The following is a 24,484-nucleotide window of genomic DNA, read 5'->3' as shown; positions in this document are numbered from 1 at the left end:
CCATGACCGCACACCTGCCGGAGCTGGTTTTCCGGGGACGCCGCGCGGCCACCGGCCGCGCCCTCGTGATGGCGATCGTCAACCGCACGCCCGACTCGTTCTACGACAAGGGGGCGACCTTCGCCGACGACGCCGCGAGGAGCGCGGTCGACCGCGCGGTGGCCGAGGGCGCGGACATCGTGGACATCGGCGGGGTGAAGGCGGGCGAAGGCCGCGAGATCGGTGTCGAGGAGGAGATCGAGCGCGTCGTGCCGTTCGTCGCCGAGGTGCGGCGCCGGTACTCCGAGCTGGTGATCAGCGTCGACACCTGGCGTCACGAGGTCGGCCGCGCCGCCTGCGAGGCGGGTGCCGACCTGCTCAACGACACCTGGGCGGGCGCCGATCCGAAGCTGGCCGAGATCGCCGCGGAGTTCGGCGCGGGCTACGTCTGCTCGCACACCGGCGGGCTCCCGCTGCGCACCGATCCCTACCCGGAACGGCTGAGCCCGGACATGTTCTGGCCGGAGTACGAGGACGTGGTCGAGTCGGTCCTCACCGAGGTCTCCGAGCGCGCGGAGCGGGCGGTGGCACTCGGCGTCCCGCGCGCCGGCGTGCTGATCGACCCCACCTTCGACTTCGGCAAGTCCACCCGGCACGGGCTGGAGCTGCTCCGGCACCTCGACCGGCTCGTCGGCACCGGCTGGCCGGTGCTGGTCGCCCTGTCCAACAAGGACCTGATCGGCGAAACGCTCGACGTCGAGGTGAGCGACCGGCTCGCGGGCACGCTGGCCGCGACGTCGCTCGCCGCCGCGGCCGGTGCCGCGGTCTTCCGCGCCCACCACGTCCCGGAGACGCGGAAGGCCGTCGAACTCGTCGCCGCCGTCGGGGTCTGACCTCGTCCGAAGGTCCGTGGGGGCCTCCTTGAGGGACTCCAGCTCCCTCAAGGAGGCCCCCACGGACCACGCGCGCAGCTCTACTCTGAGTGGTTGTTTGTGGGGTACCCACATCACATCGAGTGACCTGAATAAGGTCATGATCGTCTCTCTCGGTGACCGAATCGCCACGCCGTGGCGCGGCACCCGAGAACCCATGGACCGGCTTCGCGCCGGTGACGAGGAGGATCATGACCAGGAGCAGCACCCGTCGCGGCATCGCCGTTCTCGCGATCGCCGGCGCCACGACGGCCGGCGTAGCGCTGCTGGGCACGGCGGCGCGGGCGACGCCCCACGACCTGGACGGCTGCGCCGCGAGTCAGCTCGACGCCGCGCTGATCGCGGGGTCCCCGGGTGCCGGACAGCGCTACGCCGCGGTGCAGTTCACCGCCCGGCCCGGGCAGACCTGCGACCTCGAAGGCGTGCTGCCGGTGACCGCGCGGGGCGCGTCCGGGCTGACCGTCGAAGCGGACCCGGCCGGTTCGGCCAGGGTCACGCTCACCCCGGGCGGGTCCGCGCACCTGGTGCTGCACTGGACGAGCATCGAGGCGCCGGCCGAGCAGGTCACGCCGTGCGGGATCACCGTGGCCGTGCCCGGTTCGAGCGGCGAAAGTGTCGACCTGCCCTGGCGGCAGGGCCCGGTCGACAGCTCCGCCCCTGCCCACCGGTTGACGGTCGGCGCCGTCCGGCCGGGCCCCGCCCCACGGGCCTGAAAAGTCCGAAAAGGACAGTGCCCCGCACCGGCGGTCCGGTGCGGGGCGCTTCCCGCCGCCACTCAGTCGATCGCGGACATCACGTGCTTCACGCGCGTGTAGTCCTCCAGCCCGTACATCGAAAGATCCTTGCCGTAGCCCGAGTGTTTGAACCCGCCGTGCGGCATCTCCGCCACCATCGGGATGTGCGCGTTGATCCAGACGCAGCCGAAGTCGAGCCGCTTCGACATCCGCAGCGCGCGGGCGTGGTCGCGGGTCCACACCGAGGACGCGAGACCGTATTCGACGCCGTTGGCCCAGCGGATGGCCTCGTCCTCGTCGGTGAAGCGCTGCACGGTGATGACCGGGCCGAAGATCTCGTCGGTCACGATCTCGTCGCCTTGGCGCAGCCCGGAAACCACGGTGGGCGCGTAGAAGTAGCCGCGCTCCCCGACCCTTGTTCCTCCATTGTGGACTTCGGCGTGGCCGGGCAGGCGGTCGACGAACCCGGCGACACGGGCGAGCTGACCGGCGCTGTTGAGCGGGCCGTAGGCCGCTTCGGCGTCCTCGGGCCCGCCGGTCCGCGTGGCACTGGCCTGCGCGGCGAGCGCGGCGACGAAGTCGTCGTGCACACCCGGCGCGGCCAGCACCCTGGTCGCGGCGGTGCAGTCCTGCCCGGCGTTGAAGTACCCCGCCTCGGCGATGGCCGCGGCCGCCGCCTCGACGTCGGCGTCGTCGAAGACGACGACCGGCGCCTTGCCGCCCAGTTCCAGATGCACCCGCTTGACGTCGGCGGCCGCGGCCCCGGCGACCTCCATCCCGGCGCGGACCGATCCGGTGATCGCGGCGAGCTGCGGGATCCGGTGCGAGACCAGCGCTCGGCCGGTGTCCCGGTCGCCGCAGACGACGTTGAACACGCCCGGCGGCAGAAACTCCCCGGCCAGCTCGGCGAGCAGCGTGGTGGAGGCCGGGGTGGTGTCGGAAGGCTTGAGCACCACGGTGTTCCCGGCGGCGAGCGCGGGCGCGATCTTCCAGATCGCCATCATCAGCGGGTAGTTCCACGGGGTCACCTGCGCACAGACACCGATCGGCTCGCGCCGGACGTAGGAGGTGAAGCCGCGCATGTACTCCCCGGCGGACTTGCCCTCCAGCACCCGCGCCGCGCCGGCGAAGAAACGCACCTGGTCGACGGACGCGGCGATCTCCTCGCTCTTGGTCAGCGCCAGGGGTTTCCCGGTGTTGGCGGACTCGGCCGCGACGAACTCGTCGGCCCGGCGTTCCAGCGCGTCGGCGATCTTCAGCAGCGCGAGCTGACGTTCGGCGGGCGTGGTGTCCCGCCAGGTTTCGAAAGCGGTGGCGGCGGCGGAAACCGCGGTGTCCACATCGGACTCACCGGCCAGCGGCGAGGTGGCGTAGACCGCCCCGGTCGCCGGGTTCACGATGTCGAGGGTGCGTCCGTCGGCGGCGTCGGTGAACTCCCCGTTGACGAAGTTGCGGAAGACTTCCTTGTCACTCACTTGAGTTTTCTCCATGGTCGGAAGGTGCTGATCGGGTTCGGAGCTAGTCGGCCGGAACGGTCACCACCCAACGCTCGCCCGCGCGCGGCCGGAGGTAGAACCGCCAGTATCCGGCGGCCAGCACCAGGACCGCGAGCGTGATCACCAGATCGGATGCCGCCTGCCGGGACAGCACGTAGAGCAGCACGACGGCGGTGAGCACCGGCAGCACGGGCCAGCCCCACATCCGCCACGCCGGGGCGGCGCGGTGGTTTCCGCGCCGTGCCACCAGTGTCGCCGCGACGACCCCGAAGTACAGCGCGGCGACCACCACGCTGGTCACGCCGTTGAGCGTGGCGATCGGCACCAGACACAGCACGGCGCCGGACAGGCCGACCACCAGCGTCGCGGGCCACGGCGAAGAGAAACGCGCGCCGATCGTACCGAGCGCGCGGTTCACCACGTCCGGCCAGGCGCGGTCGCGGGCGGAGGCGTAGAGCACCCGCGAGTTCTGGATGACCATCACCACGACCGCGTTCACGATGGCGATCGCGATGGAGAGGCTGACGAACACCCCGACCGCCGGGGAACTCCAGCCGGTCACCATCGCCGCGACGTCACCGGCGGCCAGCGTGGTGGCGTCCGGGGCCCCGAGGACGATCGCGACGACCGGCACGAGCACCACGAGCGCGCCGGCGGCCAGCGTCCACAGCACCGTGCGCACCACGGTCCGGCGCGGCGCGCGCATCTCCTCGGACAGGTAGACCGCGGTGGTGAAACCCTGGAGCACGAACAACGCGACCGCGAGCCCGGCGATGATCGTGACCGGGCCGAGGACGCTCCCCGCGCCCGGCTCGGCCAGCGTCGGCTGGACCAGCACCGACGCCGGGCGCCGGGCGTGCGCGAACCCGAGGAAGGCCACCACCCCGGCGGCGACGACCTCCAGCCCGAGGAAGATCCCGGTGATCCAGGCGTTGGCGCGGAGGTTGAGCAGGCCCATCACGGTGCCGAGCAGCATCACCGCGACACCGACGGCGCGCTTGTCGAGGTCGAGCACGGGCGCGAGATAGTCGGCGGTGCCGACCGCGAAGATCGGCGGGATGACCAGGACCACGACGAAGGACAACGCGAACATCAGCCAGCCGGAGAACCGCCCGGCGACCGTGCCCACCATCGCGTACTCGCCGCCCGCGCTCGGCACGAGCGTGCCCATCTCCGCGTAGCAGAGCGCGACCGCGACACACAGCACCCCGGCGAGCACGATCGTCAGCGCGGCGCCGGTCCCGGTGAGCGCGAGCAGCGGCGGGACGACGACGAACAGCGAGGACGCCGGGGTCAGACAGCTGAGCGTCAGCAGGGTCCCGCCGAACACACCGATCGAGCGCGGGAGCCTCCGAGCCCCGCTCGCCGGGGCGTTCACCGACGCCGGGGTGGCCGGGGGACGGTCGGCCGTCATCGCCATGGTCACTCCCTCGATCCGTTCCCGACGCGGGTTGTGACGCATGAAACAGCACGAATTCGGCGGCGTCAACCCGCGATTCGCGACGAAATCCGTTGCCAAAGTACGGCCAGGCCGTCGTTATTGATGTCCGAACGCGACAGTCGCCACACCGATGGACGCCCTGCCACGACCGGCGGCGAGACCCGCTCCCCGGCCGCGCGATGCGGAATCCGCAGCACGCCGCGGCCGGCCCAGGCGAATTTCCGGCACCCGCCCCGGATTCACGCTCCACGAGGCGCCGTATAGGTCGTTATACATACTGGGCGGTCCCCTTCGGCTGTCTCACGAAGTGAAGCCGCCGGACAGGGGCCGCCGGATGAGTATCCTGGGACTTACGGGGCAGGGTGGTACCCGGACACCGGCCGGGTACCACCCTGTTTTTCGAACTACCCTCTGTCTCTCTTCGCCTGCTAGTGGCAGTAGGCGAGGATGGTGAGGGAGCTGAAGAGGACCGAGTCGGTCGTCTCCAGGCTCTGCAGCTTGAGCACTGCCGCCATGACGCTTCACCTCCTTTCTCGTCACGATGGTGTGGTCGGCCCGATCACCGGGGAGTCACACCGGCGACCGGTCTGCTTGACCGGCGCACCACCCCAGCCCGGGCAGCACCGGCCCGCCGGTCTGCGCGGCGGAAGCCCCCAGCAGGACACCCGCCGCACCGGTGGCCAGATCCATGGAGAGCCGAAGCAGCTGATCACCGGCGAACGCGATTCCGCCGTTTCCGGTGACGATCGCGTGCCGGAGGAGCGTGGGCAGTTCCTCGACACGGCGGGAGTAGGCGACGAGGCCCGCTCGCCCGCCGAACAGGCCCACGTGCGCGCTCCACGCGGGGACCGCACAGCCTCGGCGCAGGGCGTCCCTCGACACGGCCAGTGCCGGATCCTCCCGATGCCGGAGGATCGCGTCCGCGGCCAATGCCACCCCGGCGCCACCGTCGGCCAGGTAAGGCAGCAACCTCCGGCCGTCGTCGACGTACCAGGCACCGGTGTCGTCCGCGGTGCAGCGCGCCAGGTCGCGGAGCAATGCCTCCTGCGCCGCGTCGAGCCAGAGACGATCGTGCGTCAGGTCGTACAACCGGCAGAGCGCGAGGCTGATCCCGGCGTAGCCGCGCGACAGCCCTGGTGCGTCGGGCGGGGCGACCCGCGCCGGCTTTCCGGTGACGAGCCCGCGAAGATCGTGCCCGTGCACCAGCGCCTGCTCCAGCAACCTGTCACCGAGCAGCTCACCCAGCTCGACTTTCGCCAGGACGAGGCCGGCCAGCCCTCCGGCATAGTGAGCGGCGACCAGCTCCGACTCGGCGGTGCGGTTGCGCGCCAGGATCTCCCGCGCTGTGTCCACCTTGCCGAGATGCGCCGCCGCCAGCGCGATACCGATCTGTCCGTGCAGGAGCCCTGGTGCCCCTGCGTGATTAGCGAGTGCGCGCCTTTCCAGCCATGAAACGTGCTCCGCGGGAACGTCGTAACTTGCCGCCGAGAGGGCATACAGCACTCCTGCCGCACCATGGGCAAGGCCGAGACCATCGCCGGGCAGCTGCATCGCGTCGCCTGGGTAGAGCCGGTCGTCGCGTTCGGGGCTGGCACTGTCGAGCACGGCGTCGACGATCGACCGCGCGGTCCGCGACCCCCACCGCTCCGGTACCACGGGTGAGGTCTCGCTCCCGTCCAGGCTCAATGTCTTCCCGACCCGTGCCACCAGGCCTTTGGCAGCAGGGAACTCTTCACCGACCGCGGCGAGCAACGGCACCGAGCGCGTACGGTCGAGTTCCATGATCGAGGTCAACGGCAAGAACGCGAAAAGCGCCAGGCACCCGAAGCTGTACCAGTCGGCCGCGCCAGGCTTCATACCAGGAGGCGGCCGGAAACCGGGTGCGGCCATGGGACTCCCGCTCTCACACCCGAGGTCGGTCGCCGCTTCGAAATCGATCAGGCACAACCGCCCGTCAGGACGCAGGATGACGTTCTGCGGATGGACGTCCCCGAACGCGATACCACGATCGTGGAGCTCGTCGAGTATCCGTGACAACTCTTCCAGTATCGGTACCAGCCACGCGAGATAGGCGGTTCGTTGTGCTTTGTCCGCTTGGGGCCGCAGCAAGGGGTTACGGAGGGAAAGCTCCTGATAGAGGGTCGCCCCCTCAACGTGTTCCAAAGCCAGGAAGTAGTGCTCGCCCACGACCAGGTGCTCGTGCAGCGCGGGAACGAAGCCCTTGTCCCGCAGTCGAATCAGTACTTCCCGTTCCCGGTGCAGCCTGATCACGGCATCCTGGCCGAGGTGATCGACGCCGGCGTGCGGACGGGCCTCCTTGAGCACCACTTCGGGCCCCTTCACCAGCTTGCCCCGGTACACCCCGCCTCCGTTGGAAAAGTGCAGCACACCGGTGATCTCGAAAGGAAGCGGCTTGGCGGCGTCCCGTTCGAACCGTTCGATCAGCGGCTCGAGGAAAGCCGGCACCGCGGCCCAGTTCGGGGGTGTGAACACCGGCTGGCGGACGTCGGGTACCAGTCTTCCGTCCGGGGCCTCGATCGCCGGCACCCGGCGTCCGTCACGATCCAGCATGGTCCTGTCCGCGAAACCGCCGAACCTGACGAACACCGGACCACTTCCCACCCTGAGATCACTGAGCACGTAGGGACCTTCGCGGCCCGCGAGCAGTTCTCCGAGGTCCCGGAGCACTTCTTCGAGCGCCGAATCGTCCGCCGGGTAGAGCGTGAGCACCTTGCCGCTGGAGGATCGAGGAGCGTATTTCCCGTTCGTCAGCCGGACCGCGAACTCACTCCGCAGGAACTTCACCGCGACCGCGTGGGCGACGCAGTAGGCCAGTACGTCCCGGATGGTCTTCTCCGCCTCGTGCCATCGCGCGGAGACGTGGATCTTCCATCCCTGCGCGGGCAATTCGCCCGGTGGTGCGAAGGACACCCACAGGCCGTGACGGCCTCGACTCCAGCCGGCGGGCAGTTTCATCCCGGCCACCTCGAACGGTTCGTCGTCGGTACGCGCGGGATCGTCGTAATAGTCGGGGTCCGCGGTGATGGCCAGCGCGTAGCGTTCCAGTTCGCTCATCGGATCGCTCCCTCCGACCCCCGCGTCAATCGGACGGGCAGCGCCTCGGGTGCGCGGACGACCGCCCGCACGGCGTACCGAGGCTCCGAAACCAGTTCCGCCGCGGGGAACTGGTCCGCCAGGCGTCCGAACGCCGCCGACAACACGAGCCGTGCGGTGGAAGTGCCAAGACAGGAATGCGTCCCCCAGCCGAACGCGAGATGCGGATTGGGCCGCCGATCCAGCCTGATATCGTCCGCTCCGGGAAATCTTTCGGGGTCACGATTCGCCGCGCCCAGCAGAGCGAGTACCAGTTCCCCCTTACGCACCGGGGTGCCGCGGAAGTCGAAGTCAGAACGGCACAAGCGCCCCAGTGCCTGAACGGGCCCGCAGTAGCGCAACAACTCGTCCACTCCGGTGTCGCGACTCAAGCAGGTCAGGGGCAAGTTGTGCGCGCGCAGTGCCACGAACGCGTTGGCCGCGGCGGTGGCCACGGACATGTAACCGGGCGAAAGCAGGAGGCGGAAGCTGTGCACGAGCACACTGCGCGGGACGTCGAGCCGCCGGTGGTTCCGCGCGACGTGGCCGAGCACCCCCGACCCGTCCGAAGAGCGAAGACACGAGTCGACGACCCTGCTCAACGCGGTGCGTGAGCCGATCGCCGCGGCACGCCGTTCCGGATCGAGGACACCGTCCATACTGGCTGCCATCGTTTCGGCCGATTCCGCCACCACGGCACGCTGGGTCGCGGGAATCCCGACCAGTTCACAGATCGCGTACAGGGCCACGGGCTTGAAATAGTCGGCCAGCAGATCGGCCACCGGCCGCGCCGCGAGATTCGTCAGTATGGCGGAAGCGAACCTCCGCACGGCCGTGGCGAGCACCTCGGCGCGCTGGGCACGGCAAGCGGCGGTGAACACCTCCCGAAGGGCCAGCTGTTCGGGAGGATCCATGGTTTGCATGGTGTAGTCCGCACGCGCTGGGGCGAAACCCGCCGTGGCGGGGTCGGAGGTGAACCTCGTCGTGTCGCGCAGTACTTCGACGCAGTCGTGGTACCGGCTCACCAACCACGCCCCGGTCCGTCCGTCACGATACAGCCGTTGTTCCTCACGCAACGTGGAGTAAAACGAGTAGGGATCCGCGAGCACGGATTCGGCAAGAAGGTCGATCTCCCGTATGGGCACGCTATTCCCCCAGCACAATCAGCAGTTCATGTCAAGCCCTTTGAGCCGACAGCGAAGCAGCGAAGGATTCGACCGGTCCGAATAATCACATCTCGCGGCCGAAGCCAACGTAAGACGGCCACCGAAGCGTTGTCAACAACCGTCCGGCAAAGATATCCAGCTCGGCCACGCACATCCCGCCGAAAGGTGTGCACCTGTCGATCATTTCGATTATTTTTACTCGCCGATTATGGCGGGTACTCGACTACTTACGAAGTGCGACCGCGAGTCGTTGTTGTCGACCACGCGCCTGCGTGGCGGATATACTGACGCGTCATCGGGGCGAGACGGAGGGGGAGTCGGCATGTCTGCCGCCGAAAGAGCCATAGGCTTGGTGTTCCTCGGGGGGAACGATCTGTTCCACGACGGCATGGAGGCACTGCTGTCCGCAGAACCCGGGCTTCGCCTGCTGGGCGGCAGAGAAGAGCTGGAACACGCGAGCGAGGGCACTGTGGTTCTCGTGGATGTGGGCGCAGTCGGCACAGTGGAGACTTTTCAGCTCATCAGCCGTTCACCCACCTGGCGCATCGTTCTCATCGGCGACGAGCTAATGACAGGGCAAGCCCGGGAACTGCTGACGCGCGGCGCTTCGGCCTATATCCGCCGAAGCGATCCTTTCGGACACCTGGTGACTACGATAAAAGCAGTCAGCGCCGACTTCAACGATGTTTTCATATCGGTTTCACGAGACACCCTTCCCACCTTGGACCTACTGGGCGGGGTACGTCTTTCCGAACGTGAAACCGCGGTACTCAGGCTGGTTTTCCGCGCGTTGAAGAACGATGAGATTGCCCGCCTGCTGTACATCTCCCCGGGTACCGTGAAACGGCACCTGGCCAACATATACGCGAAGCTGGGCGCGGTGTCGCGGATCGATGCCCTGAACAAGGCGGTGGCCGCGGGCCTGCTTTCGGTACCGCACGGCGAACCCGGGCCGGCGATGCGCTGAGCGTCAAAGCAGCCGGCGCGCCACGTCCGACGGGCGCTCTCGCAGACACACCAGGGCGGGCAGCACGGCCGAGATCACGGTCAGCGTGAACGCACACCCCACGATCGCCAGGTACTGGCCGGGAACCAGTACCGGGACCCAGCTCCCGCTGAGATTACGAGCGGTCGCCACGAGCCCGGCCGAAGCCGCGAAAGTACCCGCCACGACACCGAAGAGGGCGATCAGGCAGGCCTGCGCGCCGACCATGACGACCAGCTGCCGCCGACGGGCACCGAGCAACTGGAGCCTGGACAACTCCGCTCGTCGCTGCAACGTCGAAGTCACCAGGGCGTTCGCCACGGCGACTGCGGCGTAGACCCCCACGATCCCGACAACGAGATAGCCCGCCCACTGCGTCTCCCGGATCGCGGACCTCGCCGCGGTCAGGTAGGCGGATCGCGACTGGACGCTCAACCCGAGCGTGGCCAGTGGGCCCTCCTCGAGCCGCCGAGCGGTCGCGTCCGGATCGGGAGAGCGCAGATACAACACGCGATATGCGCTTTCGTCACTGTTCGCGAACGCGAGTTCCACCGGGACGATGAAGTCGGCGAGTCCCAGCGAGTGGGTGAACAAGGCACCGATCCGCAACACCCGCGAAGTACCGTCACGGTTCCAGGCATGTACCTCGTCCCCCAAATTCCAACCCGCACTCGCGGCCAGCGCGGCGCTCACCCCGACGGTGTCCCCGCGGATGGCACTCAGACTGCCTCCCACGACCCCTGGATCCATCGCGGGATCGGGTTGGCCGGAGACCATGGCGATCGCCGGGTGCGTGAACGGGCGGGTCTCGCCGAACTCACGGCGATCGACGACCACACTGCCGGGAACGACTCCGGTCGTCGCGGTGACTCCCGGCACCGCGCTGATGGCCGGCGTCATACCGGGCAGGACTTCCGCACGGCCGGCGGTCACGACCAGTTCGGCCGTCGTCGTCCGCTCCTGGATCTCCGCTCGCGCGCTCGCCTCGGTGCTGCCGTTGAACAGCAGGCTGCAGCCGACACCGACCGCCAGCGCGATCGGCACCGCCGTGGTCGCGAACTGGCGCAGGTTGAACGCCGCCTCCGCGCGGGCGAGCAGCCCGGCGGACCCCAGTGAACGCAGCAGCCCACCGGCGATCGCGATCACGGGGCGGGCGAGCACCGGGCCCAGCAGGACGAAGGCGACGAGGAACGCGATCGACACCGTCGAAGTGATCGCGAGTCCTCCCGCCCCGCCCAGCGACGCGCCGAGCAGGGTAAGCGCCACACCGCAGCAGAACACGGCGATTCCCGCCGTGACACGCAGCCAGTGCGCCCCACGCGCGGGCACGGCGGCTTCCCGCATCGCCTCGGTGGGTGCCGTTCGCGCGGCATACCTGGCCGAGGACGACGCGGCGAGCTGAACGACCGAAACAACGAGTACCGCTGTGCAGAGGAAGGGGAGAAAGGTGTACGCGGCGACGAAGTGTGCGTCCGCGATACCGAGCCCGGTCACCCAGCCGATGAGCACGTCCGCGGCCGGAACCGCGAGCGGCAGGCCAATCGCCAGTGCGAGCAGGGAGACACCCAGCGCCTCCCCACCGACCAGCCATCGCACCTGCCGCGCGCTCGCGCCGATCGCACGCAACAGCGCGAACTCACGCCGTCTCCTGCTCACCGCCAGCGCGAGTATCGCGCTCACAACGAAAACCGCGGCGACAAGCGCGAAGCCACCCAGGCTGCTGGCCAACCCACCTACCGCGTCGGCCGGCTTCGCGCTCATCCCGGCCAGCACCCGATCCTTGGCCAGGCCGGTGAGTACTTCGGCGTGCGCGCCGCGCACTCGTTCGGCGATCCGCTCGGCCACCCCCGGATCCGCGGCGCGCACCGCCAGCCGATCGATCCATCGGGGGCCGAGGAGGCGTTCGACCTCAGGCGGGGTGAAGAGCAACTTCGGCCCCTTGTCCGAGGTCAGCCCGACCACCCGGAACCGCTTCGCCTGGTCGCGTGCCGCGACCACGTCCAGGAAGCCGCCCGCCCCGGCACCGAGCCGGGTCGCCGAACCGACATCCGCCACCAGCTCGTCGGGAGCCACTGGTGCCCGACCGGACACGAGGTGCCCCGAGTCCGCCGGTGCCCAGACACCCCCCAGGTCAGCGGGTAGCCGCCCGGCCGGCGCTCCCACCGGCACCGCGGTGAAACCCGTTTCGGCCGTCACCGACAGCACCCCGGAAACCCCGGCCACGGCGGCCAGGACGTCCGCGCCCAGCCTCGGCGGAGACGCCAGCGGGAGCGTCGCCACGCCGTTCGGCGTGTCGGGGACGGGCAGGCTCAACTCGCTTTTCGCCTGCACGACCAGATCCGCCGCCTCACCGCGGGAAGGCCCCGCCGGCTGCCGAAACGTGGACTCGAACAGGATGCCGCACGCGCCGACCAGGACGGTCGCCAGTACCGCCGTGCACAACGCTCCCACCGTCGCCGGGAGGCGGCTCCGCAGCGAGGCCAGCACCAGCCGCAGCATCAGGTGCCCAGACGGGTGAGCCACGAGCTCACCCGTTCGGTGTCCGGGGCCCGCTCGTCACCGGCGATCCGGCCGTCGGCGAGGAACACCACACGATCGGCGTACGCGGCGGCACGCGGGTCGTGGGTGACCATGACCACGGTTTGCCTGCGGGAGTCGACGGCCGCGCGGAGCAACGCGAGTACCTGCCCGCCGCCGCGGGTGTCGAGGGCGCCGGTCGGCTCGTCCGCGAAGAGGACGTCCGGCCGGTGCATCAGCGCCCTGGCGATGGCGACCCGTTGCTGCTGCCCACCGGACAGTTCGCCGGGCCGATGGCCGATCCGATCGGCGAGCCCCACGTCGGCGAGCAGTTCCCGGGCCCGGTCACCGTCCGTACGGCGACCGGCGAGCCTGCCGGGCAGGAGAACGTTGTCCAGCGCGGTCAACGCGGGAACGAGGTTGAAGTCCTGGAAGATCACCGCGGTCCTGGCGCGGCGCACGGCCAGCAGCGCCCGGTCGCTGAGCGCGGTGAATTCGGCGTCGCCGAGTCGCACCGTACCGCTGTCCGGCCGGTCCAATCCGGCCGCACAGTGCAGCAGGGTGCTCTTGCCGGAGCCGGACGGGCCCATGAGCGCGGTGAAACTCGCCGCCGCGAACTCCACGGTCACCCCGTCCAACGCGTGAACCGCGGCGTTGCCGCGCCCGTAGGTCCGAGTGACTCCGATCAGTGAGACCAGTGACCCACCACCGCGCTGTCCGGAAATGACCGTGGCCGGATTTCCCCCTGAACTACGCACCGGCCCAGATTAGCAAGAATCTTTTCGAGATGTCTATCTCCGTTCCGCCGATCACGGTTCAAGAGAAATGCAGAAACTAAATGCCCGTAGACGATCCGAAAGAATCTGAAACGCGAAACTTTCGATTCATCATCCCGTCGAAAAGGTAGCGATCCCCGACTCGTAGGCGACGATCGCCGCCTGCACCCGGTTGTTCAGGCCGAGCTTGCCCAGCAGCCGGGCGACCCGGCTCTTCACCGCCGGTTCGCTGAGCCCGAGCCGCGTCGCGATTTCCTGGTTCGACTGACCCAGCGCGATCAGGTGCAGCACCGCCAGCTCGCGCTCGGTCAGTTCGGTCAGCCGTTCACGGGCCGCCGTGACGGCCGAGTCGGAGTGCTTCTCGCCGCCCGCGGCCGCGGTGTAGGAACCCGCGACCGGTGGCGCCGCGCCGACGTACTGCCGGATGACCCGCCGGGTAATGCGTGGCGTGAGAATGGATTCGCCGGCGGCGACCACGCGGATACCCGTCGCGAGCTCGTCCGGGGTACTCGTCTTCAGGAGAAACCCGTCTGCGCCGGCGCGCAGTGCCGCGGACACGTAGGAATCGAGGTCGAACGCCGTGAGCACGAGGACGGCGGGACACGGCCCGAGATCGCCCGGCCACCGGGTTCGCAGTCTGCCGATCGCGTCCACACCGTCGATCGCCGGCATCCGGACATCCATCACGATCACGTCCGGCCGGTGCCGGATCGCGGTCTCGAGCACCTCCTGGCCGTCCGTCGCCTCGGCGACGACCTCCAACTCTCCCCTGCCGTTCAGCAGCAGGCGCAGTCCCGCGCGCACCACGTCCTGGTCATCGACGAGCATCACGCGCACAGTCACGGTTCCTCCACCTCCAGGACGGCTTTGACCCGGTACCCGCCGTCGGGCAGCGGGCCGGCGTCGAGCGTGCCGGAGAAGAGCGCCGCGCGTTCTCGCATCCCGACCAGCCCGCGCCCCGCTTTCGCATCCCGGCGCGCCCGGGTCGCGCCCCGGGCGTTGACGACTTCGACACGCAACTCGCCGCCCGACCGCTCCACCGTGACGCGCACCCGCACCGGGCCGACGTGCTTGACGACGTTCGTCAACGCCTCCTGCAGGATGCGGTACACCGCGGTCTGCGCCGTTTCCGGCAGGCGCAGCGCGGCCGGGGCGACCGTGATCGTGACCTCACCGCCGATAGCGCGGATCGGCTCGGTCAGCCGGTCGACCTCGCGCAGGGACGGCTGAACACGATGGTCGTCCTCGCTGTCGAGCAACCCGACTATCCATCTGGCTTCCGAAATCACGGCCCTGCTCGCGGCGCCGACATGTCCGAGACTGGCCTTGGCGACCGCCGAGTCACGGTCGAGCGCCTCGCTCGCCGCGTAGGCGTGCACACTGATCGCGCTGATGTGATGTGCCACCGCGTCGTGCAGGTCCCTGGCAATGCGGCTGCGCTCGGAGATGACCGCTCGTTGTGCGTTCATCTCCTGCTCGAGCCGCAATTGGCCGGTCAACTGGCGAGTACGGCGGTGCTGCGCGCCGAGCAGCCAGGCGGTACCGAACAACAGCAGACCACCGACGAACGGACTCGCGGTCCCGGTCTGCCCCTGCAGGAGCGGGATCGACTGGCTCCATGCCAAAGTGAGCAGCCCGGTAGCGGCCTGAGGACGCCCCGCGAGATGGTTACCCGCGCTGTACACCGCGAGCAAGGTGGGGATGTCGCCCACCGCGTTCGACACGTTCCACCAGGCCACGACCATCGCCGCCACCAGAACCACCGCCCACGACAGCAGCGGCGCGCGGCGGCGGAGAGCCAGCGGCAACGTGCAGGCCCCGGCGACGGCCATCCTCAAGGGCAGGTCGTTCTCCGCGTGGCCGGACAGCAGCCAGACCCACCACGCCGCGCACAGCAGCGCGGCGAGCATGCTGTCCTGCACCAAGGGCACGCTCAGTGGCCCCGGCACCCGGGGCCACGACCACCGTCTGTTGGGCGCAGTCACCTTCCACCCCCTTCCCACCAGCATATTGCGCGGGCAGGGGGAATGGGTGCCCGGATTCCGGCGACGGGTCCGCCAGGGGAACCGGGTGACCGGCGGTCGTCGCGCGGGGCTACCGCCGGTCGGCGGAGGCGATCAGGGCGCGGTCCCGTGCCGAGCGGCCCGCCCTGCGGTCGAACCCGACCTTGTGCAGGGGCAGGGCGACGAGCACCACCACGACGACCGCCGACACCGCGGCGAGCACCATCGCGGCCACGAACCGGGCGGATTCGGAGGTCGCGCTGCTCAGCACGGCGTAGCCGCCGAGCACCAGCAGTACCGGGGTGACGAGCCCGAGCGCCACCGGGACGACGGGGATCCGGCTGCCGTCCGGGCGGCGCGAGGAGATCAGCGCGCCCCCGGCGCAGAAGGCGGTGGCGACGAGCGCGCAGCCACCGAGCGTGTCGCTGAGCCGGTGCCAGCCCAGCGCGATCGTCGCCGCGGCGACCCAGCCGACGCCGAGCGCGCCGGTCAGCAGCATCGGGAGCCGGGCCCGGCGCGGCAGCACGACGGCGACCGCGAGGAGCACGGCCATGGCGGCGCTGACGTGCCCGCTCGGGAAGCTGTTGTGCCCGGCGACGCCGAACCCGTCGCGGATCTCCGGCCGTTCGAGCACGTACAGCTTGAGCAGCTGGGCCACCATCAACGGGGCGGAGAGCAGGAGCAGCGCGGACACCCCGAGGGTGAACCGGCCGCGCGCCAGCGCCGCCACGACGAGGACGATGGCGGCGGCCCCCAGCCCCACGACGAGGTCGGCCGACCGCAGCGGCGCCGCCCAGTCCACAGTGGACTTGACGACGGACTGCGCGCTGTGCACGACGCCGTTCTCGGCGCGTTGCCCGGCGTCGGTGCGGACGAACAGCAGGTACGCCACCACGAAGGCGGCGGCGAACCCGACCGCGTTCGCCACGAGCACGGCGGTGCGTGACGCGGCACGCACCGCCAGTGCGTGCCGCGCCGCCGCGGGCCGGGTGGTCGGGAGGGCCTCGAAGAACGTCACTGCCATGTCCCCGAGTCTCGGCGCGGCTTTTCGTGGTTTCGTCAGCGTGATGTCATGGTTTCGCTACAAGATCCCGCGCGGTCGCGCACCCGGCGCGTTTTCCGAATAATGGCCGGGGTGGCGAAGGTGTTGGTGATCGAGGACGACGCGTCCGTCCGGGAAGGACTGGAGCTCGCCCTGCGCAGGCAGGGACACGAGGTGCGCACCGGCGAGTCCGGTGAGCGCGGGCTCGAGGTGCTCACGCAGTGGCGGCCGGATCTGGTGGTCCTCGACCTCATGCTGCCCGGGATGGACGGTTTCGAGACCTGCCGCCGGATCCGCGCGGTGGGTGAGCTCCCGATCATCATGCTCACCGCGCGCAGCGACGACATCGACATCGTCGCCGGGCTGGAGGCGGGCGCGGACGACTACGTGACCAAGCCGGTCGAACCGCGGGTGCTCGACGCGCGGATCCGCGCGGTGCTGCGCCGCGTGGCAGGCGAGCGGACCGGCGGCGGATCCGCCGAGCGCCACGGTGACCTGGTGATCGACCGCGCCGCCATGGAGGTCACCAAGCGCGGCGAGCGGGTCTCGCTGACCCCGACCGAGCTGAAGCTGCTGCTGGAGCTGTCCCGCACCCCCGGCCAGGTGTACAGCCGCCAGCAGATCCTCTCCGCGGTGTGGGACCACGACTACCTCGGCGACTCGCGGCTGGTCGACGCGTGTGTGCAACGGCTGCGCGCCAAGATCGAGGACGTGCCGGCCAGGCCCGATCACGTGCAGACCGTGCGCGGGTTCGGCTACCGGTTCGGCCGTACGTGAAACGGCCGCCGCTCCCGACCTGGCTGGCCGGGCTCCGGCCACGGCTGGCCGCCGCGTTCGCGCTGGTGACCATCCTCGGCGCGGCGGCGGCGTCCGGCGCGACCTACGTCACGAGCCGCACCACGATCCTCGGGGGAGTGCAGAACCCGGCCATGGACACCCTGGTCGAGCGGGTCAAGGCGAACATGGTCCTGCTGGCCACACCGCCGACGCAGTCCTCGCTGGACACGTTCGCGTCCGCGCTGGACGGCGCAGTGGTGGTGTACGGGCAGATGCGCTCCTCGACCGGCACCTCCCTGAGCCAGATCCCGCCGGAGTTGCGCACCGCGGTCGCCGGCGCGGACTCCGTCCAGTTCCAGCGGGTCGTCGACGACGGCATCCCACGGTTCGCGTTCGGGCTGCCGTTGCTGACGAGGACCGCCGACGGCCGGACCACGCACAGCGGCGTCGAGGTCTACGCGACGGTGTCGCTGTACCAGCAGCAGGCCGCCATCGACGAACTCGCGAAGTCGGCCTGGCAGACCACCCTGCTGGCCCTGCCGTTCGCGATCGCGCTGGCCCTGCTCGCCGCGCGCCAGGTGCTCCGGCCGGTCCGCGCGCTGAACACGGCCGCGAGCCAGCTCGGGCACGGCCAGCTCGACGTCCGGCTGAAGGCCAAGGGCTCCGACGAGCTGGCCCAGCTGGTCACCACCTTCAACAACACCGCGGCGGAACTGGAGCGCACGGTCGGCACGCTGCGGGAGATGGAGGCCGACGCGCGCCGCTTCGTCGCGGACGTCTCCCACGAACTGCGGACGCCCCTGGCGGCGATGAACGCGGTGACCGATGTGCTCGACGAGGACGCCGGTCAGCTGCCCGCCGACACCGCGGTGGCCGCCCGGCTGGTCTCCGCGGAGACCAAGCGGCTGACCCGGCTGGTGCAGGACCTGGTCGAGATCTCCCGGTTCGACGCGGGCCGCGCGGAACTGCGGCTGGAGGAGTGGGATCTGGCCACCGCGGTCACCGACTGCCTGGCCGCGCGCGGCTGGCGGGTGGGCGAGGGCCTGGCCGTCGACCTGCCCGAAGGGCGTACGGCGATCTTCGACCGGCGGCGGTTCGACATCGTCGTGGCGAACCTCGTGGGCAACGCGCTGCGGCACGGGGCGCCGCCGGTCGAGGTGCGCGTGCGCACCGGGGAGGACACAGTGGACGGTGCGGGGCGCGAGGTCGTCGTGCTCACCGTCGAGGACCACGGCCCTGGCATCCCCGAGGAGACGCTGCCCCGGGTGTTCGACCGGTTCACCAAGGCGGACACCTCCCGCGCGCGTTCGGAGGGCAGCGGGCTCGGGCTGGCCATCGCCCGCGAGAACGCCCGGCTGCACGGTGGCGACCTCACCGCGTCGAACACCCCGGACGGCGCCCGGTTCACCTTCTCGCTCCCCCGGTACCCGGCGGCGGGGGCGCGGCCGTGAAGCGCTTGGCGAAACTGGGCGCGCTCGCCGCCCTGCTGTCGGTCGGCGCGTGTGGCGTACAGCCGACCGAGGGCGCGGTACCGGCGGGGACCGCACCGTTCCTGCCCGCCACGGGCACCGAGTCCGACACCCTGGTCCTGTACTTCGTCCTCGACGGCCGGGTGACCTCGGTGACGCGCCCGGCGAGCGGCCCGGTGCCGGTCGGCAAGGCGTTGTCGGTCCTGTTGCGGGGCCCCGATTTCGAGGCCCGTGCCAACGGGTACGGCACCGAGCTGCCCTGGGCGAACGGCCAGATCGGCAGCGACGACCAGGACCCCCGCCGGATGGCGATCAGCGTCCCCTTCCCGGTGCGGACGCTGTCGGCCAACGCGGTCAACCAGCTCACCTGTACCGCCACGACCGCGGCGACCCGGCTCAACCGGGTCAGCTATTACGTGGCCGATTTCCGGCTGAACGGTTCCGACGGCTCGATCGCCTCGAAGGGCTGTCTGACGAACTGAGCGGGAAACCGGCCACGACGTACTCCGCCGCGCGGGTCACGACGTCGGCCAGCGGTTCCCCGCCGGAATAGGCGCCGAACCCGCCCTGCAGGGCACCCATCACCGCGCCGGTCAGCGTCGCGGCGGTGGCCTCGGTGAGCACACCGGGGTAGGTCTCGCACAGCGCGCGGGCCCAGCTGTCGGCGAAGACGGCGTTGCGGAGCAGGAATCCCGCCCGCAGCGCGGGGACCGACGCGATGAGCCGGGCGCGGACGGCGGTCAGCGGGTCGTCGAGCGGGAAGCTCCACGCCGGGGCCGTCGCCAGCGCCCGCACCGTGCGCGGTACGAACTCGGCGATCGGCTCGGTGCCGTCCGCGGCCGCGAAGACCTCGCGCAGTATCTCGTCGTAGAGGTGCTGGTCGGCGAATACGACGTCCTCCTTCGTGGCGAAGTAGTTGAAGAAGGTCGCGGGCGAAACCCCCGCCTGTTCGGCGATTTCGGCGACCGTGGTCCGTTCGTAGCCGTGCTCGCCGAACAGCTCCAACGCCGCCCCGACGAGCGCACGCCGCGTCTGTGCCTTCTTCGCTTCACGCAGTCCCGCCATGTCCGCCAGGTTACTACGGTCACTCTAAACTTAGAGAGACTCTAAGTTTGTGCTAGCGTCGGCGGCATGACGGAACGCGTGCGCTGCTGTGTCGCCGGAGGTGGCCCCGCCGGCGTGATGCTGGGACTGTTGCTCGCCCGCGCGGGCGTCGACGTCGTGGTGCTGGAGAAGCACCGGGACTTCCTGCGCGACTTCCGCGGTGACACCGTGCATCCCTCCACCCTGCGGCTGCTCGACGAGCTGGGCCTCGGCGAGCGGTTCGCCCGGCTGCCCCGCGGCGTCCTCGAACAGATGCACCTGCGGATCGGCGGCACCGAGATCGCCGAGGTCACGATGGCCGACTTCCGCCGGATTCCCGGGCGTCACAAGCACATCGCGATGGTCCCGCAGGCGGACCTGCTCGGGCTGCTCGCCGGCGCCGGGCGCGCCGAGCCCACGTTCGACCTGCGGATGGGCTGCGCGGTGGTGGGCCTGCTGCGCGAGCACGGCCGGGTCACCGGCGTGCGCTACCGCGATCAGCACAGCGGGATCCACGAACTGCGCGCGACGCTCACGGTCGGCTGCGACGGCCGGTGGTCCACCGTGCGCGAGGCGCTGGGCCTGCGGCTGCGCGAGTTCGCCGTGCCGATGGACGTGTGGCAGGTCCGGGTGCCGAAGGGCGCGGACCCGAAGCAGGACAAGGGGGTCTTCGGGCGGTTCGGCGGCGGGCAGGCCGCCGTCACGATGGACCGCGACGACTACTACCAGACCTCGTACCTGATCCCGAAGGGCCAGGACGCCGTGCTGCGCAAGGAAAGCCTGGCGGAGTTCCGGGCCCGGCTCGGCGACCTGTTCGGCTGGGACACGGCGCAACTGGCCGCGATCACCTCGTGGGAGGACGTGAAGTTCCTCGACGTGCGCATGGGGCGGCTGGACCGCTGGCACGCGGACGGGGCGCTGTGCGTCGGCGACGCGGCGCATCCGATGTCACCGGTGGGCGGGGTCGGGGTCAACCTCGCGATCCAGGACGCCGTCGCGACCGCGGCGCTGCTCGCGGAACCGCTGCGACGCGGCCGGGTCACCACCGGCGAACTCGCCGCCGTCCGGCGTCGCCGGTGGCTGCCGATGGCCGCGGTGCAGCGGTCCCAGCTCGGCGAGCACGCGATGCTGATCAAGCCCGCGCTCGAAGGAACCCTGCACGCGGACCGGCTGCCGGTGCCGCTGCGCCTGGTGCGCCGGATGCCGTTCCTGCGCGGGGTCGCGGCCTACCTCGGCGGTGTCGGGCTGCGGCCGGAACACGCCCCGCCGTTCGCCAGGCGGTCACCGTCCTCACTGGACAGTCCACTGTAGATCAGACCGGCTCGGCACCGGTCAGCTCGGCGCTGGCCGCCCACAGCCGGGCCGCGACCGCGGGGTCACCGAGGTTGTCCCAGACGGGTTCGAGCCGCGGCAGGCCGCGCAGCCCGAACACCCGGGGGCCCCACAGCTGCCCGCCGGTGACCGCCGGGTCGAGCACCGCCCTGACCGCGGGCCACGCGCCGGATTCCTTGCCCTGCACCACCGCGGCCAGCGGCAGGCCGCGCAGCCGCTCCCCCGCCGTCCGCGTGTGGACCGGCGGGCGGGACGGGGTGAGCGAGTCGAGCGCGCCGCCGGGATGGCACACCACGCTCGAAACCGTGCTCCCCGCCGCGCGCAGGCGCCGGTCGAGTTCGAGGCCGAAACACATCTGCGCCAGCTTGGACCGCGCGTAGGCGCGTTTCGGCCGGTAGTCCAGGGTGCTCTGCGGGTCGTCGAGGTCCAGGTGCTCGGACTTGGCCGCGAAGCTGCCGGTGGTGACGACCCGGGCGGCCGGCGCGGCCGCCAGCACCGGCAGCAGCAGTCCGGTCAGCGCGAAGTGGCCGAGGTGGTTGGTGCCGAACATCAGCTCGTGCCCGGCCGCGGTTTCCCGGCGCGGCGGTTCGTCGAGCAGCACCCCGGCGTTGAGCACCACGGCGTCGAGCGCGGCCTGTTCCAGCGCGTCCACGGTGGCCTTCAGCGCGGACAGATCGGCCAGGTCCAGCGGGACGTGGCCGACCCGCGCGCCGGGCACCCGGTGCCGGATGGACGCCCGCGCGGCCTCCGCCTTCGCCGCGCTCCGGCAGCCGAGCACCACGGTGGCGCCGGCGCCGGCCAGCTGTTCGGCGACGAAGTACCCGATCCCCGCGTTGCCCCCGGTGATCAGGATGGTCTTCCCCTCGGCGCGGGGCAGCCGATGTACGTCCCATGTCATGACCCCAGATTGCCAGAGTAACTACAAAGTCGCAATGACTCCGATTTCGGAGTGATTTCCGCTCCAGGTAGACTCCCCGGCATGACAACCGGACGGAGGGAGCGCAAGAAGGCCGCCACCCGCAAGGCGCTGTCCGACGCGGCACTGGAGCTCTTCCTGGCGCGCGGGTTCGACAAGGTCACGGTCGCGGAGATCGCCGAAGCCGCGGACACGGCGGTGTCGACCCTGTTCGCGCACTTCCCCGGCGGCAAGGAAGCCCTCGTCCTCGGCGACGGCGGCGAGCGCGGGGCGGCGCTGACCGCGGCGGTACGGGAGCGCGCGGACGGGACGTCGGTCCTCGACGCGCTCCGCGAGTTCCTCGCCACCCGCGGCCCCTTCGCCACCGATCTCCCGCGGGAGTTCCGGCGCCGGACCGAACTCGTGCTCGCCACCCCCGCGCTGCGCGCCCACGCGAGGGCGTTGTGGGCGAGCAACGAATCCGCGCTCGCCCACGCCCTCGCGGAGGAGACCGGACGCGCGGAGGACGACCTCTCGCTGCGGGTACTGGCCCGCTTCGTGCTGGAGATCCCCGACCTCGCGAGCCGGGAGCCGGATCCGCTCGCGGCGCTGGACACCGCCTTCGCGCACCTGCGGCGCGGCTGGCCCGACCTCTGACTCGGGCACCGACGGTCTCTGAAGGCCACCTTGAGGGACCTCAACGCCCTCAAGGTGGCCTTCAGAGACTCCTCAGGCGGGGTAGGCCCGTTCGGCACGGCCCGCCGACAGCGTCCTCGCCCACCACTCCAGCTGGTCGAGAAGAGCCTTCGCGGCCACCGAAGTCGCCTCGGCGTCCTTCGGCTTCCCGTCGGGCCCGAACCGGGTGTGCGCGCCGTGGAAGCTGACGGTTTCGCGGATCGTCATCGCGTTCAGTTCGGCGAAGACGCCACGCAGGTGCTCGACCGCGCGCAACCCGCCGGACATCCCGCCGTAGGAGACGAACCCGACCGGCTTGGCGTGCCATTCGGGGTTGTGCCAGTCGATGGCGTTCTTCAGTGACGCCGGATAACTGTGGTTGTACTCGGGGGTGACGACCACGAACGCGTCCGCCCCGGCGAGCCGGGGCGTCACCTTGGCGACCTCGGCGAGCACCGCCGGGCCGGGCGTGGCGCCGAACGCGGGCAGCACCATGGGCAGCTCCGGCTCGGCCAGGTCGACGACGTCGACCTCGAACCGGCCGTGCGCGGCCGCCTCACCGGCGAACCAGTCGGCGACCACCGGGGCGAACCGTCCTTCCCGGACACTGCCGACGACGACGGCGAGCCGGACGGGAACCTCGGACACACGAACCTCCATAATCTGTGCGGAAATCGATCTGCGTACCAGCGTGGAACTTCAAGCTCGCTTGAAGTCAAGACCCGGTTTCCGGCTATCCTGTCCGCATGGCGACCACGACCACCGAGCTGCCGGACCTCAGCGTCGGCGAGCTCTCCCGGCGCAGCGGCGTCCCGGCGTCCGCGCTGCGGTTCTACGAGGACGAAGGGCTCATCCGCAGCAAGCGGACGGCGGGCAACCAGCGCCGCTACCGCCGGGACACGCTGCGCCGGGTCACCTTCATCCGGATGTCCCAGCGGGTGGGCATGCCACTGTCGGCCATCCGGGAGGTGCTCGGCCTGCTGCCCGAGGACCGCACGCCGAACCGCGCCGACTGGGCGCGGATCTCCCGGTGCTGGCAGAAGGATCTGACCGCGCGGATCCGGGCGATGGAGCAGCTGCGCGACCAGCTGACCGACTGCATCGGCTGCGGCTGCATGTCGCTGAACCGCTGCCGCCTCGCCAACCGCGGCGACGAACTCGGCGTGCGGGGCCCGGGACCGCAGCGGCTGCCCGACCACCGCACCGACGGCTACCCGCGATAGTCCACAGTGGACCGCGAGTCGCGTCGTTGACTTACATAAGCGCGAGCTTTTAGAATTACCGGGTGCACGCGTTCGACGTCCTCGGCGACCCGGTCCGGCGCCGGATCCTCGATCTGCTCGCCGACGGCGAGCGGAGTTCCGGCGACGTCACCGCGGTGGTACGCGCCGAGTTCGGGATCTCCCAGCCCGCGGTGTCGCAGCACCTGCGCGTGCTGCGGGAGAACGGCTTCACCACCGTCCGGGCCGAGGGCACCCGGCGGCTGTACGCGGTCGACCCCGCGCCGCTGCGGGAGATCGACGGCTGGCTGGACCGCTACCGGCGGTTCTGGACCGGCCCGCTCGACGCGCTGGCGACCGAACTGGCCAGGGGCAAACGCGAGCGCAGGCTGGCCGACGAGGCCGGCTGACCCGTCACAACCGGACGAACCGGGTGAGGATCACGTGGTCCTTCGCCGGTCCGGTCACGGTCCACTCCTGCTGCCAGCGCGCGTCGTCGAGGACCCGGAACTCGCCGTGGTAGCGATCAGCCCGGCACGGGTGGTCGGTCGACCACCGGCCCGCGCCCAGGTCGAGGTCGTGGAAGAACCCGCCGTGGTCGAAGTGCACCTCGGCCCGGTCCAGCCCGGTGAGGCGGTAGTGCAGCGTGCGGCTCATCGGGCCGACGTAGCCACCGAGCCGCAGTTCGCCCTCCTCCACGTAGACCAGGACGTCTTCGGCCGGGGTGAACGTCGCCGTGCCGGTGACCGCGCCGGCGTCCCCGCCGCCAGTGGTGACGATGTCCCGCGTCAGCCGCCAGGTACCGGTGAAGTAGGCGGCCAGATCCGGGACCGGGAGATAGGTGTCCACCCGGCCATTGTGCGGGGTGG

The 24,484-nt window shown here is 70.6% G+C and carries 23 protein-coding genes; 10 read left to right on the top strand and 13 right to left on the bottom strand.

The features are described 5' to 3' along the window. Positions 1-2: 2 nt before the first annotated feature. Together folP and ABD987_RS31395 are read left to right on the top strand one after the other, a co-directional pair. The gene (folP, locus tag ABD987_RS31400; protein ID WP_345402176.1) at positions 3-872 is read left to right on the top strand and encodes a dihydropteroate synthase; all 870 of its coding nucleotides are present in this window, start codon (positions 3-5) and stop codon (positions 870-872) included. Positions 873-1,102: 230 nt separating this feature from the next. Continuing rightward, positions 1,103-1,624, top strand: a complete 522-nt coding sequence (locus tag ABD987_RS31395; RefSeq protein WP_345402174.1) for a DUF4232 domain-containing protein — start codon at positions 1,103-1,105, stop codon at positions 1,622-1,624. A 62-nt stretch (positions 1,625-1,686) separates the two neighbouring features. Here the strand turns inward: ABD987_RS31395 and ABD987_RS31390 are convergent, their stop codons facing one another. The 4 genes from ABD987_RS31390 to ABD987_RS31375 form a co-directional block, all read right to left on the bottom strand. After that, positions 1,687-3,120 carry a gamma-aminobutyraldehyde dehydrogenase gene (locus tag ABD987_RS31390; protein ID WP_378214121.1) on the bottom strand — a complete coding sequence of 478 codons (1,434 nt, stop codon included), beginning with the start codon at positions 3,118-3,120 and terminating at the stop codon, positions 1,687-1,689. 43 nt (positions 3,121-3,163) lie between these two features. Beyond that, a complete protein-coding gene (locus tag ABD987_RS31385) occupies positions 3,164-4,561 on the bottom strand; it encodes an APC family permease (RefSeq protein WP_345402169.1) in 1,398 nt (465 codons plus the stop codon). A 591-nt stretch (positions 4,562-5,152) separates the two neighbouring features. Further along, positions 5,153-7,657: a class III lanthionine synthetase LanKC gene (gene lanKC / locus ABD987_RS31380; RefSeq protein WP_345402166.1), complete on the bottom strand. Its 2,505-nt coding sequence runs from the start codon at positions 7,655-7,657 to the stop codon at positions 5,153-5,155. Next, complete coding sequence (locus ABD987_RS31375) at positions 7,654-8,589, bottom strand: cytochrome P450 (protein ID WP_345402162.1); 936 nt, start codon at positions 8,587-8,589, stop codon at positions 7,654-7,656. Before ABD987_RS31375 ends, lanKC begins: the two co-directional genes overlap by 4 nt. Before the next feature lie 574 nt (positions 8,590-9,163). Between ABD987_RS31375 and ABD987_RS31370 the strand changes: the two genes are divergently transcribed. Then, positions 9,164-9,808, top strand: a complete 645-nt coding sequence (locus tag ABD987_RS31370; protein WP_345402159.1) for a response regulator transcription factor — start codon at positions 9,164-9,166, stop codon at positions 9,806-9,808. Between the two features lie 3 nt (positions 9,809-9,811). On the opposite strand, the gene ABD987_RS31365 is transcribed toward ABD987_RS31370, so the two are convergent. The 5 genes from ABD987_RS31365 to ABD987_RS31345 form a co-directional block, all read right to left on the bottom strand. After that, positions 9,812-12,349, bottom strand: a complete 2,538-nt coding sequence (locus tag ABD987_RS31365; protein WP_345402156.1) for an FtsX-like permease family protein — start codon at positions 12,347-12,349, stop codon at positions 9,812-9,814. Next, positions 12,325-13,101, bottom strand: coding sequence for an ABC transporter ATP-binding protein (locus ABD987_RS31360; RefSeq protein ID WP_378214120.1), 777 nt, complete (start codon positions 13,099-13,101; stop codon positions 12,325-12,327). The genes ABD987_RS31365 and ABD987_RS31360 overlap by 25 nt, the downstream gene beginning before the upstream one ends. A gap of 129 nt (positions 13,102-13,230) precedes the next feature. Then, positions 13,231-13,962, bottom strand: a complete 732-nt coding sequence (locus tag ABD987_RS31355; protein WP_345402154.1) for a response regulator — start codon at positions 13,960-13,962, stop codon at positions 13,231-13,233. Then, entirely contained in the window at positions 13,959-15,041 is a 1,083-nt protein-coding gene (locus ABD987_RS31350; RefSeq protein WP_345402151.1) for a sensor histidine kinase, read from the bottom strand. The genes ABD987_RS31355 and ABD987_RS31350 overlap by 4 nt, the downstream gene beginning before the upstream one ends. 172 nt (positions 15,042-15,213) lie before the next feature. Beyond that, a complete protein-coding gene (locus tag ABD987_RS31345; protein ID WP_345402148.1) occupies positions 15,214-16,146 on the bottom strand; it encodes a phosphatase PAP2 family protein in 933 nt (310 codons plus the stop codon). Positions 16,147-16,257: 111 nt separating this feature from the next. Between ABD987_RS31345 and ABD987_RS31340 the strand changes: the two genes are divergently transcribed. The 3 genes from ABD987_RS31340 to ABD987_RS31330 are packed head-to-tail and all read left to right on the top strand — an operon-like array spanning position 16,258 to position 18,892. Next, positions 16,258-16,941, top strand: coding sequence for a response regulator (locus ABD987_RS31340; protein WP_345402145.1), 684 nt, complete (start codon positions 16,258-16,260; stop codon positions 16,939-16,941). Then, positions 16,938-18,392: an ATP-binding protein gene (locus ABD987_RS31335; protein ID WP_345402142.1), complete on the top strand. Its 1,455-nt coding sequence runs from the start codon at positions 16,938-16,940 to the stop codon at positions 18,390-18,392. Before ABD987_RS31340 ends, ABD987_RS31335 begins: the two co-directional genes overlap by 4 nt. After that, positions 18,389-18,892, top strand: coding sequence for a hypothetical protein (locus tag ABD987_RS31330; protein WP_345402139.1), 504 nt, complete (start codon positions 18,389-18,391; stop codon positions 18,890-18,892). The genes ABD987_RS31335 and ABD987_RS31330 overlap by 4 nt, the downstream gene beginning before the upstream one ends. On the opposite strand, the gene ABD987_RS31325 is transcribed toward ABD987_RS31330, so the two are convergent. After that, complete coding sequence (locus ABD987_RS31325) at positions 18,816-19,475, bottom strand: TetR/AcrR family transcriptional regulator (protein WP_345402136.1); 660 nt, start codon at positions 19,473-19,475, stop codon at positions 18,816-18,818. The two genes, ABD987_RS31330 and ABD987_RS31325, sit on opposite strands and share 77 nt — an antisense overlap. Before the next feature lie 66 nt (positions 19,476-19,541). On the opposite strand from ABD987_RS31325, the gene ABD987_RS31320 reads away from it, so the two are divergent. Beyond that, on the top strand, positions 19,542-20,804 hold the full coding sequence (locus ABD987_RS31320) for an FAD-dependent oxidoreductase (RefSeq protein ID WP_345402133.1): 1,263 nt from the start codon (positions 19,542-19,544) through the stop codon (positions 20,802-20,804). Position 20,805: 1 nt separating this feature from the next. Here the strand turns inward: ABD987_RS31320 and ABD987_RS31315 are convergent, their stop codons facing one another. Continuing rightward, the gene (locus ABD987_RS31315; protein WP_345402130.1) at positions 20,806-21,723 is read right to left on the bottom strand and encodes an SDR family NAD(P)-dependent oxidoreductase; all 918 of its coding nucleotides are present in this window, start codon (positions 21,721-21,723) and stop codon (positions 20,806-20,808) included. Between the two features lie 81 nt (positions 21,724-21,804). Here ABD987_RS31315 and ABD987_RS31310 point away from each other — a divergent pair, with 81 nt between their 5' ends. Then, positions 21,805-22,377, top strand: a complete 573-nt coding sequence (locus tag ABD987_RS31310) for a TetR/AcrR family transcriptional regulator (protein ID WP_345402128.1) — start codon at positions 21,805-21,807, stop codon at positions 22,375-22,377. A 72-nt stretch (positions 22,378-22,449) separates the two neighbouring features. Here ABD987_RS31310 and ABD987_RS31305 read toward each other — a convergent pair whose 3' ends face one another. Further along, a complete protein-coding gene (locus tag ABD987_RS31305) occupies positions 22,450-23,043 on the bottom strand; it encodes an NADPH-dependent FMN reductase (protein WP_345402126.1) in 594 nt (197 codons plus the stop codon). 98 nt (positions 23,044-23,141) lie between these two features. Here ABD987_RS31305 and soxR point away from each other — a divergent pair, with 98 nt between their 5' ends. Both soxR and ABD987_RS31295 read left to right on the top strand, forming a co-directional pair. Further along, a complete protein-coding gene (gene soxR / locus ABD987_RS31300; RefSeq protein ID WP_345402124.1) occupies positions 23,142-23,618 on the top strand; it encodes a redox-sensitive transcriptional activator SoxR in 477 nt (158 codons plus the stop codon). Positions 23,619-23,680: 62 nt separating this feature from the next. Next, on the top strand, positions 23,681-24,025 hold the full coding sequence (locus ABD987_RS31295; protein ID WP_345402121.1) for an ArsR/SmtB family transcription factor: 345 nt from the start codon (positions 23,681-23,683) through the stop codon (positions 24,023-24,025). 4 nt (positions 24,026-24,029) lie between these two features. On the opposite strand, the gene ABD987_RS31290 is transcribed toward ABD987_RS31295, so the two are convergent. Beyond that, on the bottom strand, positions 24,030-24,464 hold the full coding sequence (locus ABD987_RS31290) for a DUF6314 family protein (protein ID WP_345402118.1): 435 nt from the start codon (positions 24,462-24,464) through the stop codon (positions 24,030-24,032). Between the last annotated feature and the right edge of the window lie 20 nt (positions 24,465-24,484).

Source organism: Amycolatopsis samaneae (assembly GCF_039541975.1).
Lineage (GTDB): Bacteria > Actinomycetota > Actinomycetes > Mycobacteriales > Pseudonocardiaceae > Amycolatopsis > Amycolatopsis samaneae.
The sequence above is the reverse complement of the archived record's forward strand: the minus strand, read 5'-3'. Positions and strand labels throughout refer to the sequence as shown.